Genomic DNA, 17,312 nt, shown 5'->3' with positions numbered 1-17,312 from the left:
ATGGTGCGCCCGAGAGGATTCGAACCTCTGACCACCTGGTTCGTAGCCAGGTACTCTATCCAGCTGAGCTACGGGCGCAAAATGGCGGAGAAGGGGGGATTCGAACCCCCGATGCGGGTATAAGCCGCATACTCCCTTAGCAGGGGAGCGCCTTCAGCCTCTCGGCCACCTCTCCGTTTGCGGGGCTGATAATACTTCACAGGGATTTTTAGTCAAACACTTTTTTGGAGAAAAAAGCGTGTTCGCTCAGCATTTGGCCAAAGCGTGGAATATTCAAACAATATCGACACTTATCCCGCTCTTTTGCACCTTGCAGCGCGGTTTTGCCTAGCCTTAAAAAACAAAAGGCGACACATGAGGTGTCGCCTTGTCACAGCCATTAAAGCCGCTTAGAAGCCGGATTGACCCGGTACTTTCTCAGCCTGGATGCGCTGGTAGATCTCTTCGCGGTGTACGGAGACCTCTTTCGGCGCGTTAACACCGATACGGACCTGGTTACCTTTAACGCCCAGTACGGTGACAGTCACTTCATCACCAATCATCAGGGTTTCCCCTACACGACGAGTCAAAATAAGCATTCGCTTGCTCCTGTATCCTGTTTTGTTTTTATATCGATATGCGACATTATCTAACAAAGATACCGATATGGTAAATGGTTGAAACTAAATCAATCAGAGATTGTTAGCCCAAGGGCTGCTCTTGCGGTGCCTGATCCAACCCGAAAGCCGCGTGCAGGGCTCGCACCGCCAGCTCCAGATACTTCTCGTCAATTACCACAGAGATTTTGATTTCAGAGGTCGAGATCAACTGCATGTTGATCCCCTCCTCGCCCAATACCTTGAACATGGTGCGCGCAACACCGGGATGGTTCCACATGCCGACACCGACAATGGAGACCTTGGCAATCTCGCCATTGCCCTGCACGCAGGAGGCGCCAAGTTCGGTGGCGGTCTCCTCCAGCAGTGCCCGGGCGCGGCGATAGTCGTCACGATTCACCGTGAAGGTGAAGTCGGCGGTGCCATCTCCCAGGGTGTTCTGCACAATCATGTCGACATCAATGTTGGCGTCGCTGATCGGATTCAGGATCTGCGCGGCAACGGTTGGTCTGTCCGGCACGCCCAGAATGGTCAGGCTGGCCTCGTTGCGGTTAAAAGCGATCCCGGATACCAGGGGAGCTTCCATCCTATCACCTCCATATGTGATTAAGGTTCCCTCTCCATCGATAAAGCTCGACAGCACCCGCAGCGGGACGCGGTACTTGCCCGCAAACTCCACCGAGCGGATCTGCAACACCTTGGCGCCGAGACTGGCCATCTCCAGCATCTCCTCGAAGGTGATGGTGTCGAGACGACGCGCCTTGGGCTCGATGCGCGGATCCGTGGTGTATACCCCATCCACATCGGTAAAGATCTGGCACTCATCGGCCTTGATGGCCGCCGCCACGGCAACCGCCGTGGTATCCGAACCGCCGCGGCCCAAGGTTGTGATGGCGTTATGCTCGTCACGGCCCTGGAAACCGGCGATCACCACCACCTTGCCCGCAGCCAGTTCGGTATGAACCAGCTCGGTGTCGATGTGGGTGATGCGCGCCTTGCCATAGGCGGAATCGGTGTGAATCCGTACCTGATCACCGGTCATTGAGACCGCAGGACAACCGCGTTTGTTCAACGCGATCGCCAGCAGCGCTATGGTGACCTGCTCACCGGTGGAGACCAGTACATCCATCTCCCGCCGGTTGGCATCAGGATCCAGTTGCTGGGCCATGCCCAGCAACCGGTTGGTTTCGCCCGACATGGCGGAGACAACCACCACCACGTCGTGTCCCTGGGCGCGGGTCTGCTCGACCCGCTCAGCTACCGCCTCGATCCGCTCCAGTGTGCCGACCGAGGTGCCGCCGTACTTCTGTACATAGAGTGCCACAGATCACCTCGCCCGATTACAGGCGCTCTTCCAGCCAGGAGTGAACGGATTGCAGCGCTGCCGGCACCGCCTCAGGCTGGGTACCACCCGCCTGTGCCATGTCCGGACGGCCACCGCCCTTGCCACCCACCTGCTGGGCAACCAGATTGACCAGCTCACCGGCCTTGACCTTGCCGGTCAGGTCGTTGGTGACGCCGGCGATCAGGTTGACCTTGCCGTCGGCACAGGTGGCCAGCAGTACAACACCGGACTTCATCTGGTTCTTCAGCTCGTCCAGCATGCCGCGCAGGGATTTCGGATCGGCCCCTTCCAGCGCTGCAACCAGCACCTTCTGACCGTTGATCTCGATCACCTGACCCAGCAGGTCGTTACTGGCCTGAGCGGCCAGCTTGGCCTTGAGCTGCTCCAGCTCGCGCTCCATCATCTTGGCCTTGTCCAGCATCTGGCGAACCTTGTCGGCGATGCAGAACTGGTCACCTTTCACCAGTGCAGCAGCCTCTTCGATCTGCTCGCCAACCTGATGCATGAAGTCGATGGCAGCTTTGCCGGTCACCGCTTCGATACGGCGCACGCCAGCTGCGATACCGCTCTCGGCGATGATCTTGAAGAAGCCGATATCACCGGTGCGCTTGGCGTGAGTACCGCCGCACAGCTCGGTGGAGTAGTCGCCCATGCGCACCACGCGCACGTCGTCTTCATATTTTTCACCAAACAGCGCCATGGCACCGGCGGACTTGGCCGCTTCCAGATCCATCAGCTGGGTGGTGATTTCGTGGTTGGCGCGGATCTGGTTGTTGACCAGCTCCTCGACCCGGCGAATGGTCGCCATGGTCAGCCCCTCGAAGTGGGAGAAGTCGAAACGCATGCGCTCGGCCCCAACCAGAGAACCTTTCTGGGTGACATGCTCGCCCAGTGCCTGACGCAGGGCAGCGTGCAGCAGGTGAGTCACGGAGTGGTTCAGGGCGATGGCCTGACGACGGTCAGCGTCAACCACGGCTTCCACTTCGGCGCCCTTCTCCAGGGTGCCCAGCTCCATGTAACCCTTGTGGATGATCGCCTTGCCCGCTTTCAGGGTGTCGGTCACGGCAAAGATGCCGTCGTCCACTTTCAGGGTACCGCTGTCGCCAATCTGGCCGCCGGACTCGGCGTAGAAGGGGGTCTCTTCCAGCACGATGACCGCTTCGTCACCGGCGATAAGACCGCTCACCTCTTCCACACCCTTGTAGATACCGACCACGTGGGTACGCTCGGTGAGGGTCTTGTAACCGGTGAAGGGGGTCTCGAAGTCGAGCTTGAGCATTTCGTTGTAGTTCACACCGAAGCTGGAGGCCTCTTTGGCGCGAGCACGCTGCTTCTCCATCTCGGCCTTGAAGCCCTCTTCATCGATGCCGATCTCGCGCTCGCGCACCACGTCGGCAGTCAGGTCGGCCGGGAAGCCGTAAGTGTCATAGAGCTTGAACACCACCTCGCCCGGAATAACCTTGGCATCACCCAGGTTGGCCAGAGCGTCTTCCAGCAGCAGCAGACCGCGATCCAGCGTGCGGACGAACTGCTCCTCTTCGATGCGCAGCACGCGCTCGACCAGCGGCAGCTGGGCGATCAGCTCGGCAGCGACATCCTTCATCTGCACTGCCAGCTCGGCAGCCAGTTTGTAGAAGAAGACATCGGTAGCGCCCAGCTTGCGACCGTGACGCACGGCGCGACGGATGATGCGACGCAGCACATAGCCACGACCTTCGTTGGACGGCATCACGCCATCTGCCACCAGGAAGGCGCAGGAGCGGATGTGGTCAGCGATGACGCGCAGGGACTGGTTGCTCAGATCGGTGGTGCCGACAATCTCGGCCGCTTTCTTGATCAGCGCCTGGAAGATGTCGATTTCGTAGTTGGAGTGCACCCCCTGCATGATGGCGGAGATACGCTCCAGACCCATGCCGGTATCCACGGACGGACGGGGCAGCGGCTCCATGGTGCCGTCAGCCTGGCGGTTGAACTGCATGAAGACCACGTTCCAGATCTCGATGAAACGGTCACCATCCTCTTCCGGTGAGCCGGGACGGCCACCCCAGATGTGATCGCCGTGGTCATAGAAGATCTCGGTGCAAGGACCGCACGGGCCGGTATCGCCCATGGCCCAGAAGTTGTCGGAAGCGTAAGGGGCACCCTTGTTGTCACCGATGCGCACGATGCGATCGGCCGGGACACCGACCTCTTTTTCCCAGATATCGAAAGCTTCATCGTCAGTCGCGTAGACGGTTACCAGCAGGCGATCTTTCGGCAGCTGCAGCACCTCGGTCAGGAAGCCCCATGCAAACTTGATGGCATCCTGTTTGAAGTAGTCACCGAAGCTGAAGTTGCCCAGCATTTCGAAGAAGGTGTGGTGACGAGCGGTATAGCCGACGTTTTCCAGATCGTTGTGCTTACCACCGGCACGCACGCAACGCTGGGAAGTCGTCGCGCGATTGTAGGCACGCTTGTCTGCGCCAAGGAACACGTCCTTGAACTGGTTCATACCCGCGTTGGTAAACAACAGGGTCGGGTCGTTATGCGGTACCAGCGAGCTGGAGGAGACAACCTGGTGCCCCTGGGAACGGAAATACTCGAGAAACGCAGCGCGAATCTCTGACGTGGACATATACATGGAAAATCCTGCTTGATTCGAATACGGACTTTTAACCGCATTAATGTAAGTTTTCTGCGGGGTAAAGTAAAACAGACAGGGCCGCCACGGGCGAAAAAGCGCACATAAACGGGCCAGATAAGAGCGCCGCTGCCCACAGTGGCTTTTTTCACTGTCGAGAGGCAAAAAAGCAGCGCATAAAGAGGGATGAGATGAACAAAAGGCCGCTTTTTCGGGATTGTGCGCGCAAGCTACTGAGCGAGCAGGAAAAACATGCCACAAGGAGAGGTGAAACGACGTTTGCCACGCAGTGGCGTTACTCCTCCCGCTCCTGCAGGGCCGAGATGGCATAACGGGCCTGATCCTGGGTAAAGCCGCGCCCCAGCAGGTACTTGAGCCACTTCATCCGCAGCTTGAAATCCGCCAGATCGGCCACTCGGGCGCGCCGTTCGAGCAGGGCAAACGCCAGTTCGAACCAGTCCAGCTCCGGCTGATCGAATGCGGCATCAATCTGCATATCGTCGAGCCCCTTGCGGCGCAGATCGAAGCGGATCTTGATGGGGCCATGGCTCTTGGCGGCACCGGCCCGTACAGCCATACCGCCGTAACGTTCGTCATTGACCCAGTTGTAACCGCGGCAGTAGTCGACCACCGCCTCGATCACCTCTTCATTGAAGCCCTGCTGGCGCAGCCGGTTAGCCAGCTCGGACTCGGCACTCTCGCGGCGGGCCAGACTGCGCATGGCAAAGGCGCGGGCGGCGGTAAGCTGCTCTGCAAAGGTCGGTTCGGCAGGCTCGACCGGTTCGGTAACGGATTCATCAACCATAAATAACAAGGCCGGGTATCTACCCGGCCTTCCTTTGTTCCTTACTCGAACTCTTGTTCGCTTTCGGCATCGAACTCGTCTGCCTCAACCGGAGCAGCCTTGTCATCGACTGGCACGGCACCGGAGAGCAGCAGCTCGCGCAGGCGGGCTTCCACTTCGCCAGCCATCACCTTGTTCTCGGCGAACAGCTTCATGACGTTGGCCTTACCCTGACCGATCTTCTCGCCATTGTAGCTGTACCAGGCACCCGCCTTGTCGATCAGCTTGTGCTTGACGCCGAGATCCACCAGCTCGCCCTCTTTGGAGATACCGGCACCGTAGAAGATCTGGAATTCAGCCTGCTTGAAGGGCGGGGCCACCTTGTTCTTGACCACTTTGACGCGAGTCTCGTTACCGACCACTTCGTCGCCTTCCTTGATGGCGCCGATACGACGGATATCCAGACGCACGGAGGCGTAGAACTTGAGCGCGTTACCACCTGTGGTGGTTTCCGGGCTACCGAACATGACGCCGATCTTCATCCGGATCTGGTTGATGAAGATGCACAGGCAGTTGGCGTTCTTGATGTTGGCGGTCAGTTTGCGCAGCGCCTGGGACATCAGACGGGCCTGCAGGCCAACGTGGGAGTCACCCATCTCCCCTTCGATTTCCGCTTTCGGGGTCAGGGCCGCCACGGAATCGACGATGATGACGTCAACGGCGTTGGAGCGAACCAGCATGTCGCAGATTTCCAGCGCCTGTTCACCGGTATCCGGCTGGGAGATCAGCAGGTCGTCGACGTTGACGCCCAGCTTGGCAGCATAGATAGGGTCGAGGGCGTGTTCCGCATCGACGAAGGCACAGGTTTTGCCCTTCTTCTGGGCTTCCGCGATCACCTGCAGGGTGAGGGTGGTTTTACCGGAAGATTCCGGGCCGTAGATCTCGACGATACGGCCACACGGCAGACCGCCAATGCCCAGCGCCACGTCCAGCGAGAGGGAACCGGTAGAGATGGCTTCGATATCCATGGTCTTGCTGTCGCCCAGACGCATGATGGAACCTTTGCCGAACTGCTTTTCAATCTGACCCAGCGCAGCCGCCAGTGCCTTCTGTTTGTTCTGATCCATGCCAATCTCCGCTGGAAATCGTGAGTAAGAAGTGAAGTTGGGCTAAGTATACTGTCTATTCATACAGTATCAAGCCCAATTTATCTGAGCAGGGCCAACAGACCCGACAAGGCCTGTCTCACCGCCTGCTGGCGTACCTGTCGGCGATCCCCGTCGAAGCGGGCGAGCAGGGAGTGGTGACGGCCGTTGCGGTCGGCCCAGGCGAACCAGACGGTGCCGACCGGCTTGCCTTCGGTGGCGCCGCCGGGGCCAGCGATGCCACTGATAGCAACGCTGATGGAGGCAGACGAGTGGGCCAGCGCGCCGCGGGCCATCTCCAGCACCACGGCTTCGCTCACCGCACCGTGCTGCTCAAGGCTCTCGCTGCTCACCCCCAACATCTGCTGCTTGGCTTCGTTGGTGTAAGTGACAAATCCGCGATCGAACCAGCCGGAACTACCCGCGATGTCGGTGATGGCGCTGGCCACCCCGCCGCCGGTACAGGATTCGGCGGTCGCCGCCAGCCAGCCCCGTTGACCGAGGGCCCGTCCCAGCTCGATGGCAAGGTGCTCTATCTCTGCATCCAGTTTCATCACGACTCCTTATGATCCGCTCAAGGGGCACATTATGCGATCCCGCTAGCGCCGCCCGCAACCACGGCAGACCGCCCTTGCCTGCCGTAATGTGAGGTGCCGCACCGGTGTCATGCCTTCAATAGCGCAGAGCAACCGCGCCCGGAACACCCGCTCCCCCGTCGCGGCGCTTATGTGTAGAATGGCGCCATCAAGCCCAAGGCTCATCACCGCAGACACTGGCCCGCAGAGGCCCCTTCTGGAACAGAACATGACCGCACAACACCAAGCCAGCGGCGCCACAAGCTCCGCTTCCGGCGCCAATATGAGCGCCCACACGCCCATGATGCAGCAGTACCTTGGCCTCAAGGCCGAGAACCCGGAGATCCTGCTGTTCTACCGGATGGGCGACTTCTACGAGCTGTTCTATGACGATGCCCGCAAGGCCTCTCAACTGCTCGATATCTCCCTGACCAAACGTGGCCAGTCGGCGGGCAGCCCCATCCCGATGGCGGGGGTGCCCTATCACGCCATCGAGGGCTATCTGGCCAAGCTGGTGCAGCTTGGCGAATCCGCCGCCATCTGCGAACAGGTGGGGGATCCCGCCACCAGCAAGGGGCCGGTGGAGCGCAAGGTCATTCGCATCATCACCCCGGGCACCGTCTCCGACGAGGCGCTGCTCAGCGAGCGACAGGACAACCTGATCGCCGCCGTCTACCACGATGGCCGCCGCTTCGGCTATGGCACAATGGACATCGGCTCCGGCCGCTTCTTCATCAACCAGTTCGAGAAAGAAGAGACCTTACTGGCTGAGCTGCAGCGCACCAATCCGGCCGAACTGCTCTACCCGGAATCGTTCGAATTCCTGCACCATATAGAAGGTCGCCGCGGCCTGCGTCGCCGCCCGGAGTGGGAGTTTGAGCTGGGCACCGCCCGCAAGCTGCTCTGCCAGCAGTTCGGCACCCAGGATCTGGTGGGATTTGGCGTCGACAAGAGCGAGACCGCCCTGTGCGCCGCTGGTTGTCTGATGCAGTACGTCAAAGATACCCAGCGCACCGCCCTGCCCCACATCCGCAATGTACGCCTTGAACAGCCGGATCACGCCGTCATCATGGATGCCGCCACCCGCCGCAATCTGGAGCTGACCCAGAATCTGGCCGGTGGCTATGAGAATACCCTGGCCGAGGTGCTGGATCGCACCGCCACCCCCATGGGCAGCCGCCTGCTCAAGCGCTGGATCCACCAGCCGATCCGCGATCGGGTGATCCTGAAAGGTCGCCAGAGCACCATCAAGGAGCTCATCGAGCAGAACCTCTACGACGAGTTGGGCAACCTGCTGCGTCAGGTGGGTGATGTGGAGCGGGTGCTGGCCCGTCTCGCCCTGCGCTCGGCCCGCCCGCGCGACCTCACCCGCCTGCGTCAGGCCTTCGCCCAGTTACCCGAGTTGCAACGCCTGCTGGCGGACAACGAACACGAAGCGGTGCAACAGCTGGCCGAGCGGGCCAGCACCTTCCCCGAGCTGCTCGACCTGCTGGAGCGTGCGGTGATGGAGGTGCCGCCGGTGCTGATCCGCGATGGTGGCGTGATCCGTGACGGCTTCAATCAGGAGCTGGACGAGCTGCGGGATCTCGCCAACGGTGCCACCGCCAGCCTCGCCCGCATCGAGGAGCGGGAGAAGCTGCTGACCGGCATCAACACCCTCAAGGTGGGTTACAACAAGGTGCACGGCTTCTATATCGAAGTGAGCCGCGCCAACAGCCATCTGGTGCCGGCCCACTACATCCGCCGTCAGACCCTCAAGAACAACGAACGCTACATCATCGACGAGCTGAAGAAGTACGAGGACAAGGTACTCACAGCCCAGTCCCAGGCGCTGGCGCTGGAGAAACGGCTCTACGAAGAGCTGCTCGATGCTCTGCTGCCCCACCTCGGCGACCTGCAGGATTCCGCCGCCGCACTGGCGGAGCTGGACGTGCTGGCCAACCTGGCCGAGCGGGCCGAGACCCTCGACTACCGCTGCCCGACCCTCATCGATGAGGATCAGATCCTGATCGAAGCGGGCCGCCATCCGGTGGTTGAGCAGGTGATGACAGCTCCCTTTATCGCCAACCCCATCCGGCTGGAGCGGGAGCGGCGGATGCTGATCATCACGGGTCCCAACATGGGCGGTAAATCGACCTACATGCGCCAGACCGCGCTGATCGTGCTGCTGGCCCACATCGGTGCCTTCGTCCCCGCCGACAGCGCCCGCATCGGCCCCATCGACCGCATCTTTACCCGCATCGGGGCATCGGACGATCTCGCCTCCGGCCGCTCCACCTTTATGGTGGAGATGACCGAGACTGCCAATATCCTCAACAACGCCACCGCCCGCAGTCTGGTGCTGATGGACGAAATTGGCCGCGGCACCAGCACCTACGACGGCCTCTCGCTGGCGTGGGCATGTGCCGAACAGCTGGCGAGCAAGATTGGCGCCTACACCCTGTTTGCCACCCACTACTTCGAGCTGACCCGCTTGCCCGAGCTGATGAGCGGGCTGGCCAACGTCCATCTGGATGCGGTGGAGCACGGCGACACCATCGCCTTTATGCACGCGGTGCAGGAAGGCGCGGCCAGCCGCTCCTACGGCCTGCAAGTGGCGGCGTTGGCCGGGGTGCCGAAATCGGTGATCCAGCAGGCACGTCACAAACTGCACGAGCTGGAGAGCGCCACTCCGGTCGCCGCCGGTGAAACCCGCCCGGCTCCGGTGACCATGGCGCCCCAGAGCCATCCGGTAGTCGATGAGCTGGAAGCAGTGCGCCCGGACGAGCTCACCCCCCGTCAGGCGCTAGATCTGCTCTATCGCCTCAAACAGATGTTGTGAACAACCGCTTCGGCTCAGGTATGAAACAACCGGCCTCACGCTGTTATCATCAACAAAAGAGCCGCCCATCGGGCGGCTCTTTGCATCAGCTTGTTATAGAACCGTCAATCTACTCTGGGCGGTGCAGCGATATGGGTCGCCTCTGACTGATGGTCACCCTCCTTGATCCAGGCATCCAGCAGGGTATAAGCCACCGCCAGCACCACGGGGCCGATAAACAGACCGATGATCCCCATCGCCAGCAGGCCGCCGATAACCCCCACCAGAATGAGAATGAGGGGCAGATTGGCACCGCGTTTGATCAGGAAGGGACGCAGGAAGTTGTCCATGGTGCCGGCGATCAGCGACCAGACCAGCAGGAAGGTGCCCCAGGTAGTATCACCGCTCCAGTAGAGATAACCGACACAGGAGATCAGCACCGGAAAGGGACCTATCTGGGCGACGATGAGCAGGAACATTACCACCACCAGAACCATGGTGTAGGGGATGCCAGCGATCCACAGCCCCACCCCGGCCACCGAGGATTGCACCAGCGCAGTAACCACCACCCCCATGGCCACGGCACGGATCGCCTGGGAAGCCAGCACGGTCGCATTGTCACCGCGATCCCCGGCCAGCCGGTGGGCAAAGCGGCGAATGCCGGTCGCCACCACTTCACCGGAGTGATAGAGCAGACCACAGATACCGACCGTCAGCAGGAAGTGGACCAGCAGCATGCCCAGATTACCGGCCTGAGCAGCCAGCCAGCGCGCCGTCTGACCGAAGTAGGGCGCCAGCTTGGCAAACAGCACCTGACCACCGCTCGCCAGAATTTGCTGCCAGAAGTCATAGAGCTTGCCGCCCACCAGCGGGATCTGCTGCAACCAGAGCAGCTCGGGCGGCGGCGACTGGCTGATATTGGTCCCCAGTTCGATCAGCATGGGGGCTTTCTCCGCCACATTGGCCAGTGTCATAAAGAGCGGAATGACAAACATCAGCAATAGCACCAGGCTCATAAAGAGAGCGGCCAGCGCACGCTTGCCCCACAGCAACCGCTGCACCATCAACATCAGTGGCCAGGTAGCGATGGTGATCATGGTGGCCCACACCAGTGCGGGCAGGAAGGGGCGCAGCACCATAAAGCAGGAGATGATCAGGAGGCTGAGAAACAGCACCCCCAAGGTTATCTTGGCCAAATCCACTTTTTTCATATTCATAGAGTTCCCCTTGCAGGGCGTCCGCCCCTGGGTCGTGAGTCTTGTTTCAAGAGAGAGAGTATCCACCAGAGACCGACGCTCAACCAGAGCCCCAGCCCGAAAAAGAGCACAAACTGACCAAGCAGGATAGTGAGCGAACTACTGGTCAACAGCGGCAATGCCCACGCGCCCGCCACCATCAGCAGCATGCCCGCCAGTACCACGGCGCCGATAAGCCACGGGGAATAACCGTCACGCACCAGCGTGCCCCTTCCCCCGAGCCAGAGGCCCAGCGCTACCAGCCCGATCCCGGCCAGATGGGCCGACTGGCTCAGGCCAGCGCAAACCAGTGCGGCGGCGATCAGCAAGCCCCAAGCGGATGAACGCTGATCCAGCCGCCAGTAGGGGCGAACCGCCAGCAGCAAGGCACCAATCAGCAGCCCCGCCGCCACATCGGAGATAAAGTGCACCCCGAGCCAGACCCGCGCCAGACCGGTGGTGAGCGCCAGCAGCAGCGCCAGCGAGTAGGCCAGCCCGCGCCGGGCAGGCCAGAGCCAGCCAAGCAGCGCGCCCCAGAACAGCAGGGCCGAGGCGGTGTGACCGCTCGGCATGCCAAAGCCCTGGGCACTGTGAGTCGCCAGTTCAGGTTGCAGATGGAAGGGGCGCGGCCAGCCGATCCCCTCCTTGCTCGCCTGCACCAGCAGCCCGAGCCAGAGCATGGTAAAGAGCAGCTGGCGCAGCCGTGGCCACCCCAGCAGCGGGAGCAGCAAAGGTATCAGGGCAAGCTGAAAGCCGCCTGAACCAAACAGATTGCTGACCGACAGCCACCAGACATCGGCCCCAAGCCACTGCTGCAGGCGCAGCATCAGCGGGATCTCGGCCTGATGCAGCGCATTGCCCTGCGCCACGAAATCGGCCTGCCAGCGCACCTCGCTCTCGGGCAGCTCGCCAAGTCGGGCTTGCAGCCAATCGAGCTGATCGGGGAAGCGGCGCTGCTCGCGGGGCAACTTGTCCACCGCAATCAAACGGGCGTTAAGGATCTCGCCACCCAGATTGGGGGTCTTCAGGATGGAGACAAACGCGGCGCCTTGCTGCGCGACAATCGGCTCCAGAGTGCGACAAGCGAAGATAACCGCCCGCTGCCAGCGACCCAGTTCCTGCACCACCTCCCCCCGCAAGCCGGTCTCTTCATAGAGTTCGCGCTGCGCCGCCTGCTCGGGGCGCTCGTCGCCATCGATATAGCCACCGCTCAGGCTGTAGCGGGAGGAGATGCGATCCTGCACCAGCAGCAGTTGATCCTGATAACGGATGGCGCAGGCCGCCGCCGAGGGAGCCGCCGGTTCGGCACTCAGGGCTGGCAGAGCGGCAAACAGCGCCAGCAAGAGTAAAAAGAGGGTTCTCGACATCAATTTGCTTTCCCTATGCACAATGGCGACAAGCCTCCCAGAAATCAGATAGTTGGGCAACGGTAGCGGCCGAATCACCGCCGTTCCCGCCGCGCAGGCGGTACACGGAAGATTGCGATGAAGCAGGGCACTCCCTACTATTGGCGGCTATCTTCAATTTCATGCAGCAACTGCTGGAGCCCTCCATGAGACAGTTCGGCTTTTTCCTCGGCATCGCCATCGGTGTCATCCTGATCCTGTTCGGCAGCATCGTCATCTTCCAGGCGCTCCCTGCCGCACTGGATGTGCTGGAGATGCCAAGCCGTATCCCGTTCGTGCGCGAGGTCTACACTTGGCTGATGACTAGTGCCAATGGCCTCACCGCCCAGCTGGAGCAGAACTTCCTGGAGGCCTTCCAGACCGTACTCAAGCTGATCCTGCTCATCACCTTCATGTGGGTATGCGTCAAGCTGGTCAACATGGGGGTGCTGATTATCCGCGCCGGGGTTGATCTCATCCGCACCGCCATCGCCCACAGCGAAGGCCCCCACGACCAGAAGAAGCCGGATCAGCACGATCACTTCTGACTCTGACATGATCGATGGATGTGAGCGCTGCCGCCCCCAACAGGGGCGGCAGTGTTATATGCGCGGTATGAAGGCCCTCCCTGCCCCATGAATACCCGATAAACCAGCGCCATTCCCTTGTTAATCAGCAAACTGCCCATATGTTGCATCACCTTGACATGGTTTGTGCCCCGCACGGCGGTTGCCCGGTTTCTATCCCGCCCCCGGGCTCTGGTATAATCGACCGCCTCTTTTCCCCGTTATGGAGCCTGTTCATGGCCAATCATCCGGAAAGCGCCCTTGAGGTTCGTCTCGACAAGTGGTTGTGGGCGGCCCGTTTCTACAAGACCCGCTCGCTGGCGCGGGATCAGATTGACGGCGGCAAGGTGCACTACAATGGTCAGCGCAGCAAACCGGGCAAACAGGTGGAAGTGGGTGCGCTGATCCGCTTCTGGCAGGGGCAGGATGAGCGGGAAGTGCGGGTGCTGGCCTTGAGCGATCAGCGCAAATCGGCACCGCTCGCCCAGCAGCTCTATGAAGAGACCACTGAAAGCTTGAAAAAACGGGCTGAAAACAGCGAGGCACGCCGCTTCAAAAGCCAGTTTGCCCCAAGCCCCGAGCGCCGCCCCGACAAGCAGGAGCGGCGTCAGCTGCTCAAGGTCAAGCAGTACTGACCGACCCCGATTTGATAGCGCAGTGACGGCCACAGGCGGTCACTGCGTCCGATTTACCTCACCGAAGAACTCAGGAATATATGATGAGCAACCAAGATCTGCTGTATCGCTATCTGTTTGAAGAGTACGAAGTACGTGGCGAGCTGGTCCAGCTGGATCACACCTACCGCCACGTGGTGGAAGCCCAGAACTACCCGGTGCAGGTGCAAAAGCTGCTGGGCGAGCTGCTGGTCGCCACCAGCCTGCTGACCGCTACCCTCAAGTTTGAAGGCTCCATCACAGTGCAGCTGCAGGGCGATGGCCCGGTGCGTCTGGCCGTGATCAACGGTGACAACAACCAGCAGTTGCGCGGCGTGGCACGCTATGAGGGCGAGCTGCCGAGCGACGACAAACTGCAGAGCCTGATCGGCAACGGCCAGCTGGTCATCACCATCACGCCGGAACAGGGCGAACGCTATCAGGGCATCATCGCGCTGGACGCCGACACCCTGGCTGGCTGTCTGGAGCACTACTTCGCCCAGTCCGAACAGCTGGCGACCAAGCTGTGGATCCGTACCGGTTACCATGAAGGGCAACCCCGCGCCGCCGGCATCATGCTGCAGGAACTGCCAGCCCAGAGCGAGGATCACAGCGACGACTTCGAGCACCTGACCCAGCTCACCAGCACCATCAAGGATGAAGAGCTGTTTGGTCTGGAAGCCGAAGAGATCCTCTACCGTCTCTACCATCAGGACAAGGTGCGGGTGTTCGATCCGCAGGCGGTCGAGTTCCGCTGCACCTGCTCCCGCGAGCGCTGCGAAGGGGCCCTGCTGCAGATAGAAAAGGAAGAGGTGATGGATATGGTGCAGGAGCTCGGCAAGATCGACATGCACTGTGATTATTGCGGCGCCCAGTACCAATTTAATGGGATCGATGTCGAAACCCTGTTCAGCAGGGCTCCCGGCAATGATGCAAACAAGTTACACTAATTAAAGGCGGGCAAAACCCGCCTTTAACTTTAATAACAAAAAAATACCCTATTTTATAAAGTTTGATGGCGATCGCTAAACTCTACCACCTAAGTGATAGGATGAACGTCAGATAGAACCCTACAAACCTCTGAACCCAGGAGAATACAATGACAATCGTGGCAGAACCCACCCTGGCCCAACAATTAGGACTGGACCAGTACGGCATCAAAAACAGCCAGGAAATCGTTCGCAACCCCTCTTACGAGCAGCTTTTCGCTGAAGAGACTCGCCCTGACCTGGAAGGGTTCGAGCGCGGCGTCGTCACCGAACTGGGCGCCGTCAACGTCAACACCGGTATCTTTACCGGCCGCTCTCCGAAAGATAAATATATCGTCAAAGATGCCACTACCCAGGATACTGTGTGGTGGTCTGACCAGGGTAAAAACGATAACAAAGCGATTACCCCCGAAGTGTGGTCACATCTGAAAGGGCTGGTCACCAAACAGCTCTCCGGCAAGCGCCTGTTTGTGGTAGACGGCTTCTGCGGTGCCAACCCGGACACCCGCCTGGCCGTGCGCATCATCACCGAGGTGGCCTGGCAGGCACACTTCGTGAAAAACATGTTCATCCGCCCGAGCGAGGAAGAGCTGAAAACCTTCAAGCCTGACTTCGTGGTGATGAACGGTGCCAAGTGCACTAACCCGAACTGGAAGGAGCAGGGTCTCAACTCCGAGAACTTTGTTGCCTTCAACATGACCGAGAAGATGCAGCTCATCGGTGGCACCTGGTACGGTGGCGAGATGAAGAAGGGCATGTTCTCCATGATGAACTACTTCCTGCCCCTGCGCGGCATTGCCTCCATGCACTGCTCCGCCAACGTGGGTCAGGACGGTGACGTAGCCATCTTCTTCGGCCTCTCCGGCACCGGCAAGACCACCCTCTCCACCGATCCCAAGCGTCAGCTGATCGGCGATGACGAGCACGGCTGGGATGACCACGGCGTGTTCAACTTCGAAGGGGGCTGCTACGCCAAGACCATCAAGCTCTCCGAAGAGGCCGAGCCGGACATCTACCACGCCATCCGCCGCGATGCGCTGCTGGAGAACGTGACCGTTGCTGCCGATGGCACCATCGACTTCGATGATGGCTCCAAGACCGAGAACACCCGCGTCTCCTACCCCATCTATCACATCGAAAACATCGTCAAGCCGGTATCCAAGGCAGGTCACGCCACCAAGGTGATCTTCCTGACCGCCGACGCCTTCGGCGTGCTGCCCCCGGTCTCCAAGCTGACCAAGGAGCAGACCAAGTACCACTTCCTCTCTGGCTTCACCGCCAAACTGGCCGGTACCGAGCGCGGCATCACAGAGCCGACTCCGACCTTCTCCTCTTGCTTCGGCGCAGCCTTCCTCTCCCTGCACCCGACCAAGTACGGTCAGGAGCTGGTGAAACGGATGGAAGCGGCAGGTGCAGAGGCCTATCTGGTCAACACTGGCTGGAACGGCACCGGCAAGCGCATCTCCATCAAGGATACCCGCGCCATCATCGACGCCATTCTGGATGGCTCCATCGAGAAGGCCGAAACCAAGGTGCTGCCGATCTTCAATCTGGAGATCCCGACCGCGCTTCACGATGTGAACCCGGCGATCCTGGACCCGCGCGATACTTATGCCGACAAGGCCGAGTGGGACGCCAAGGCGCAGGATCTGGCCCAGCGCTTCATCAAAAACTTCGAGCGCTTCACCGACAATGAAGAGGGCAAGCGTCTGGTTGCGGCAGGTCCGCAGCTGTAACTGTCCCGCTTCGAACCCTTGATATCATGCCGGTCAGCCATGCTGACCGGCATTTTTGTTTTATGGCAGCCCCGAACGCCGCCAACCACACAGCAACAGACCCCTAAACCTTGCCTTGCCAGCCCTGACGGGGTAGATTCAGCCAAACTTTATACAATATACAATTTTGTAACGCCCAATCGTGACCCGACCATGACCCCACCCTACAAGACCCGAACCCAGATGGTGATGGAAAACCTCCGTGGCCGGATCCTCCGTGGGGAGTTCCCAGCTGGCGCCCCCTTGCGTCAGGATGCCATTGCCAAAGAGCTGGCCGTGAGCCGCATCCCGGTGCGCGAAGCCCTGATGCAGCTGGAGGCGCAGGGGCTGGTCAAGTTCGAAGCCCATCGCGGCGCAGTGGTCACCATGCTGGACGCCTCGGCCATCGACGAGCTCTTTTATTTGCGAGCGCTGCTGGAAGCCGATACCCTGTTTCACGCCGTCGACAAGATGACGGAAGCCACCTTCGCGCAAGCGGAGGCGATCCTCGCCCAATTTGATCACGCCCTGGAGTCAGGCACCCAGATCGAACATTGGGCCGAGTTGAATCACAGCTTTCACGCCACCCTCTATCAGGCTGCCGGTCGCCCCCAGGCACTTGACCTGATCGCCCAGATCAATCTGAGCTGTGACCGCTATGTCCGCTTCGAGCTGCTCTTTGCCCAGGGCGGTGTAGACAAGGCGGAACGTGAACACGCCCAATTGCTGGAACTGTGCCGCACCCGGCGCAAGCACGAGGCGGTGGTACTACTCAGGCAGCATATCGAGGCGGCGGGCCAGTCGATCAAACAGATCCTGGCCAGCGGCCATAAAAACTGAACACTCATATAGCAACCATCTGGCA

The 17,312-nt window shown here is 60.3% G+C and carries 14 protein-coding genes and 2 tRNA genes; 6 read left to right on the top strand and 10 right to left on the bottom strand.

Annotated elements, in window-relative coordinates; translation table 11 throughout:
- Position 1: 1 nt before the first annotated feature.
- From G5367_RS10000 to pncC, 8 genes are all read right to left on the bottom strand, one after another.
- Positions 2-78, bottom strand: a tRNA-Arg gene (locus G5367_RS10000).
- 4 nt (positions 79-82) lie between these two features.
- Positions 83-175 (bottom strand) — tRNA-Ser (locus G5367_RS09995).
- A gap of 214 nt (positions 176-389) precedes the next feature.
- Positions 390-578 (bottom strand): carbon storage regulator CsrA, encoded by a 189-nt coding sequence (gene csrA, locus G5367_RS09990; protein ID WP_005305164.1) that lies wholly within the window; start codon positions 576-578, stop codon positions 390-392.
- 103 nt (positions 579-681) lie between these two features.
- A complete protein-coding gene (locus tag G5367_RS09985; RefSeq protein ID WP_100646953.1) occupies positions 682-1,920 on the bottom strand; it encodes an aspartate kinase in 1,239 nt (412 codons plus the stop codon).
- Between the two features lie 16 nt (positions 1,921-1,936).
- The gene (gene alaS, locus G5367_RS09980) at positions 1,937-4,561 is read right to left on the bottom strand and encodes an alanine--tRNA ligase (protein ID WP_421244913.1); all 2,625 of its coding nucleotides are present in this window, start codon (positions 4,559-4,561) and stop codon (positions 1,937-1,939) included.
- A 295-nt stretch (positions 4,562-4,856) separates the two neighbouring features.
- Positions 4,857-5,366 carry a regulatory protein RecX gene (locus G5367_RS09975; protein ID WP_421244914.1) on the bottom strand — a complete coding sequence of 170 codons (510 nt, stop codon included), beginning with the start codon at positions 5,364-5,366 and terminating at the stop codon, positions 4,857-4,859.
- Between the two features lie 41 nt (positions 5,367-5,407).
- Positions 5,408-6,472 (bottom strand): recombinase RecA, encoded by a 1,065-nt coding sequence (gene recA, locus G5367_RS09970; protein WP_005348744.1) that lies wholly within the window; start codon positions 6,470-6,472, stop codon positions 5,408-5,410.
- Positions 6,473-6,552: 80 nt separating this feature from the next.
- Positions 6,553-7,044: a nicotinamide-nucleotide amidase gene (pncC, locus tag G5367_RS09965; RefSeq protein ID WP_042052756.1), complete on the bottom strand. Its 492-nt coding sequence runs from the start codon at positions 7,042-7,044 to the stop codon at positions 6,553-6,555.
- A 250-nt stretch (positions 7,045-7,294) separates the two neighbouring features.
- Between pncC and mutS the strand changes: the two genes are divergently transcribed.
- Complete coding sequence (gene mutS / locus G5367_RS09960) at positions 7,295-9,886, top strand: DNA mismatch repair protein MutS (protein WP_421212257.1); 2,592 nt, start codon at positions 7,295-7,297, stop codon at positions 9,884-9,886.
- A 104-nt stretch (positions 9,887-9,990) separates the two neighbouring features.
- Here the strand turns inward: mutS and ydiK are convergent, their stop codons facing one another.
- Positions 9,991-11,082: an AI-2E family transporter YdiK gene (gene ydiK, locus G5367_RS09955; protein ID WP_421212256.1), complete on the bottom strand. Its 1,092-nt coding sequence runs from the start codon at positions 11,080-11,082 to the stop codon at positions 9,991-9,993.
- Positions 11,079-12,467, bottom strand: coding sequence for a phosphatase PAP2 family protein (locus tag G5367_RS09950; RefSeq protein ID WP_421244915.1), 1,389 nt, complete (start codon positions 12,465-12,467; stop codon positions 11,079-11,081). The genes ydiK and G5367_RS09950 overlap by 4 nt, the downstream gene beginning before the upstream one ends.
- Positions 12,468-12,652: 185 nt before the next feature.
- Between G5367_RS09950 and G5367_RS09945 the strand changes: the two genes are divergently transcribed.
- The 5 genes from G5367_RS09945 (at position 12,653) to G5367_RS09925 (ending at position 17,287) form a co-directional block, all read left to right on the top strand.
- Complete coding sequence (locus tag G5367_RS09945) at positions 12,653-13,033, top strand: hypothetical protein (protein WP_005340143.1); 381 nt, start codon at positions 12,653-12,655, stop codon at positions 13,031-13,033.
- Positions 13,034-13,287: 254 nt separating this feature from the next.
- The gene (hslR, locus tag G5367_RS09940; RefSeq protein ID WP_421244916.1) at positions 13,288-13,686 is read left to right on the top strand and encodes a ribosome-associated heat shock protein Hsp15; all 399 of its coding nucleotides are present in this window, start codon (positions 13,288-13,290) and stop codon (positions 13,684-13,686) included.
- An 83-nt stretch (positions 13,687-13,769) separates the two neighbouring features.
- Positions 13,770-14,654, top strand: a complete 885-nt coding sequence (gene hslO, locus G5367_RS09935) for an Hsp33 family molecular chaperone HslO (RefSeq protein ID WP_216980233.1) — start codon at positions 13,770-13,772, stop codon at positions 14,652-14,654.
- A 149-nt stretch (positions 14,655-14,803) separates the two neighbouring features.
- Positions 14,804-16,429, top strand: coding sequence for a phosphoenolpyruvate carboxykinase (ATP) (pckA, locus tag G5367_RS09930; RefSeq protein ID WP_421212253.1), 1,626 nt, complete (start codon positions 14,804-14,806; stop codon positions 16,427-16,429).
- 192 nt (positions 16,430-16,621) lie between these two features.
- Entirely contained in the window at positions 16,622-17,287 is a 666-nt protein-coding gene (locus G5367_RS09925) for a GntR family transcriptional regulator (protein ID WP_041234058.1), read from the top strand.
- Positions 17,288-17,312 lie beyond the last annotated feature (25 nt).

Source organism: Aeromonas sp. 604282, from assembly GCF_049170575.1.
GTDB lineage: Bacteria > Pseudomonadota > Gammaproteobacteria > Enterobacterales > Aeromonadaceae > Aeromonas > Aeromonas veronii_A.
Note: the sequence above shows the minus strand (reverse complement) of the source record. Positions and strands in the feature narration are given on the sequence as shown.

Excerpts from the sequence above, each read along its gene's own strand:
- recA (WP_005348744.1), bottom strand. The coding sequence starts at position 6,472 with ATGGATCAGAACAAACAGAAGGCACTGGCGGCTGCGCTGGGTCAGATT.
- pckA (WP_421212253.1), top strand. The coding sequence starts at position 14,804 with ATGACAATCGTGGCAGAACCCACCCTGGCCCAACAATTAGGACTGGAC.
- mutS (WP_421212257.1), top strand. The coding sequence starts at position 7,295 with ATGACCGCACAACACCAAGCCAGCGGCGCCACAAGCTCCGCTTCCGGC.
- hslO (WP_216980233.1), top strand. The coding sequence starts at position 13,770 with ATGAGCAACCAAGATCTGCTGTATCGCTATCTGTTTGAAGAGTACGAA.
- G5367_RS09975 (WP_421244914.1), bottom strand. The coding sequence starts at position 5,366 with ATGGTTGATGAATCCGTTACCGAACCGGTCGAGCCTGCCGAACCGACC.
- G5367_RS09950 (WP_421244915.1), bottom strand. The coding sequence starts at position 12,467 with ATGTCGAGAACCCTCTTTTTACTCTTGCTGGCGCTGTTTGCCGCTCTG.
- csrA (WP_005305164.1), bottom strand. The coding sequence starts at position 578 with ATGCTTATTTTGACTCGTCGTGTAGGGGAAACCCTGATGATTGGTGAT.
- G5367_RS09925 (WP_041234058.1), top strand. The coding sequence starts at position 16,622 with ATGACCCCACCCTACAAGACCCGAACCCAGATGGTGATGGAAAACCTC.
- alaS (WP_421244913.1), bottom strand. The coding sequence starts at position 4,561 with ATGTATATGTCCACGTCAGAGATTCGCGCTGCGTTTCTCGAGTATTTC.
- pncC (WP_042052756.1), bottom strand. The coding sequence starts at position 7,044 with ATGAAACTGGATGCAGAGATAGAGCACCTTGCCATCGAGCTGGGACGG.
- G5367_RS09945 (WP_005340143.1), top strand. The coding sequence starts at position 12,653 with ATGAGACAGTTCGGCTTTTTCCTCGGCATCGCCATCGGTGTCATCCTG.
- ydiK (WP_421212256.1), bottom strand. The coding sequence starts at position 11,082 with ATGAATATGAAAAAAGTGGATTTGGCCAAGATAACCTTGGGGGTGCTG.
- hslR (WP_421244916.1), top strand. The coding sequence starts at position 13,288 with ATGGCCAATCATCCGGAAAGCGCCCTTGAGGTTCGTCTCGACAAGTGG.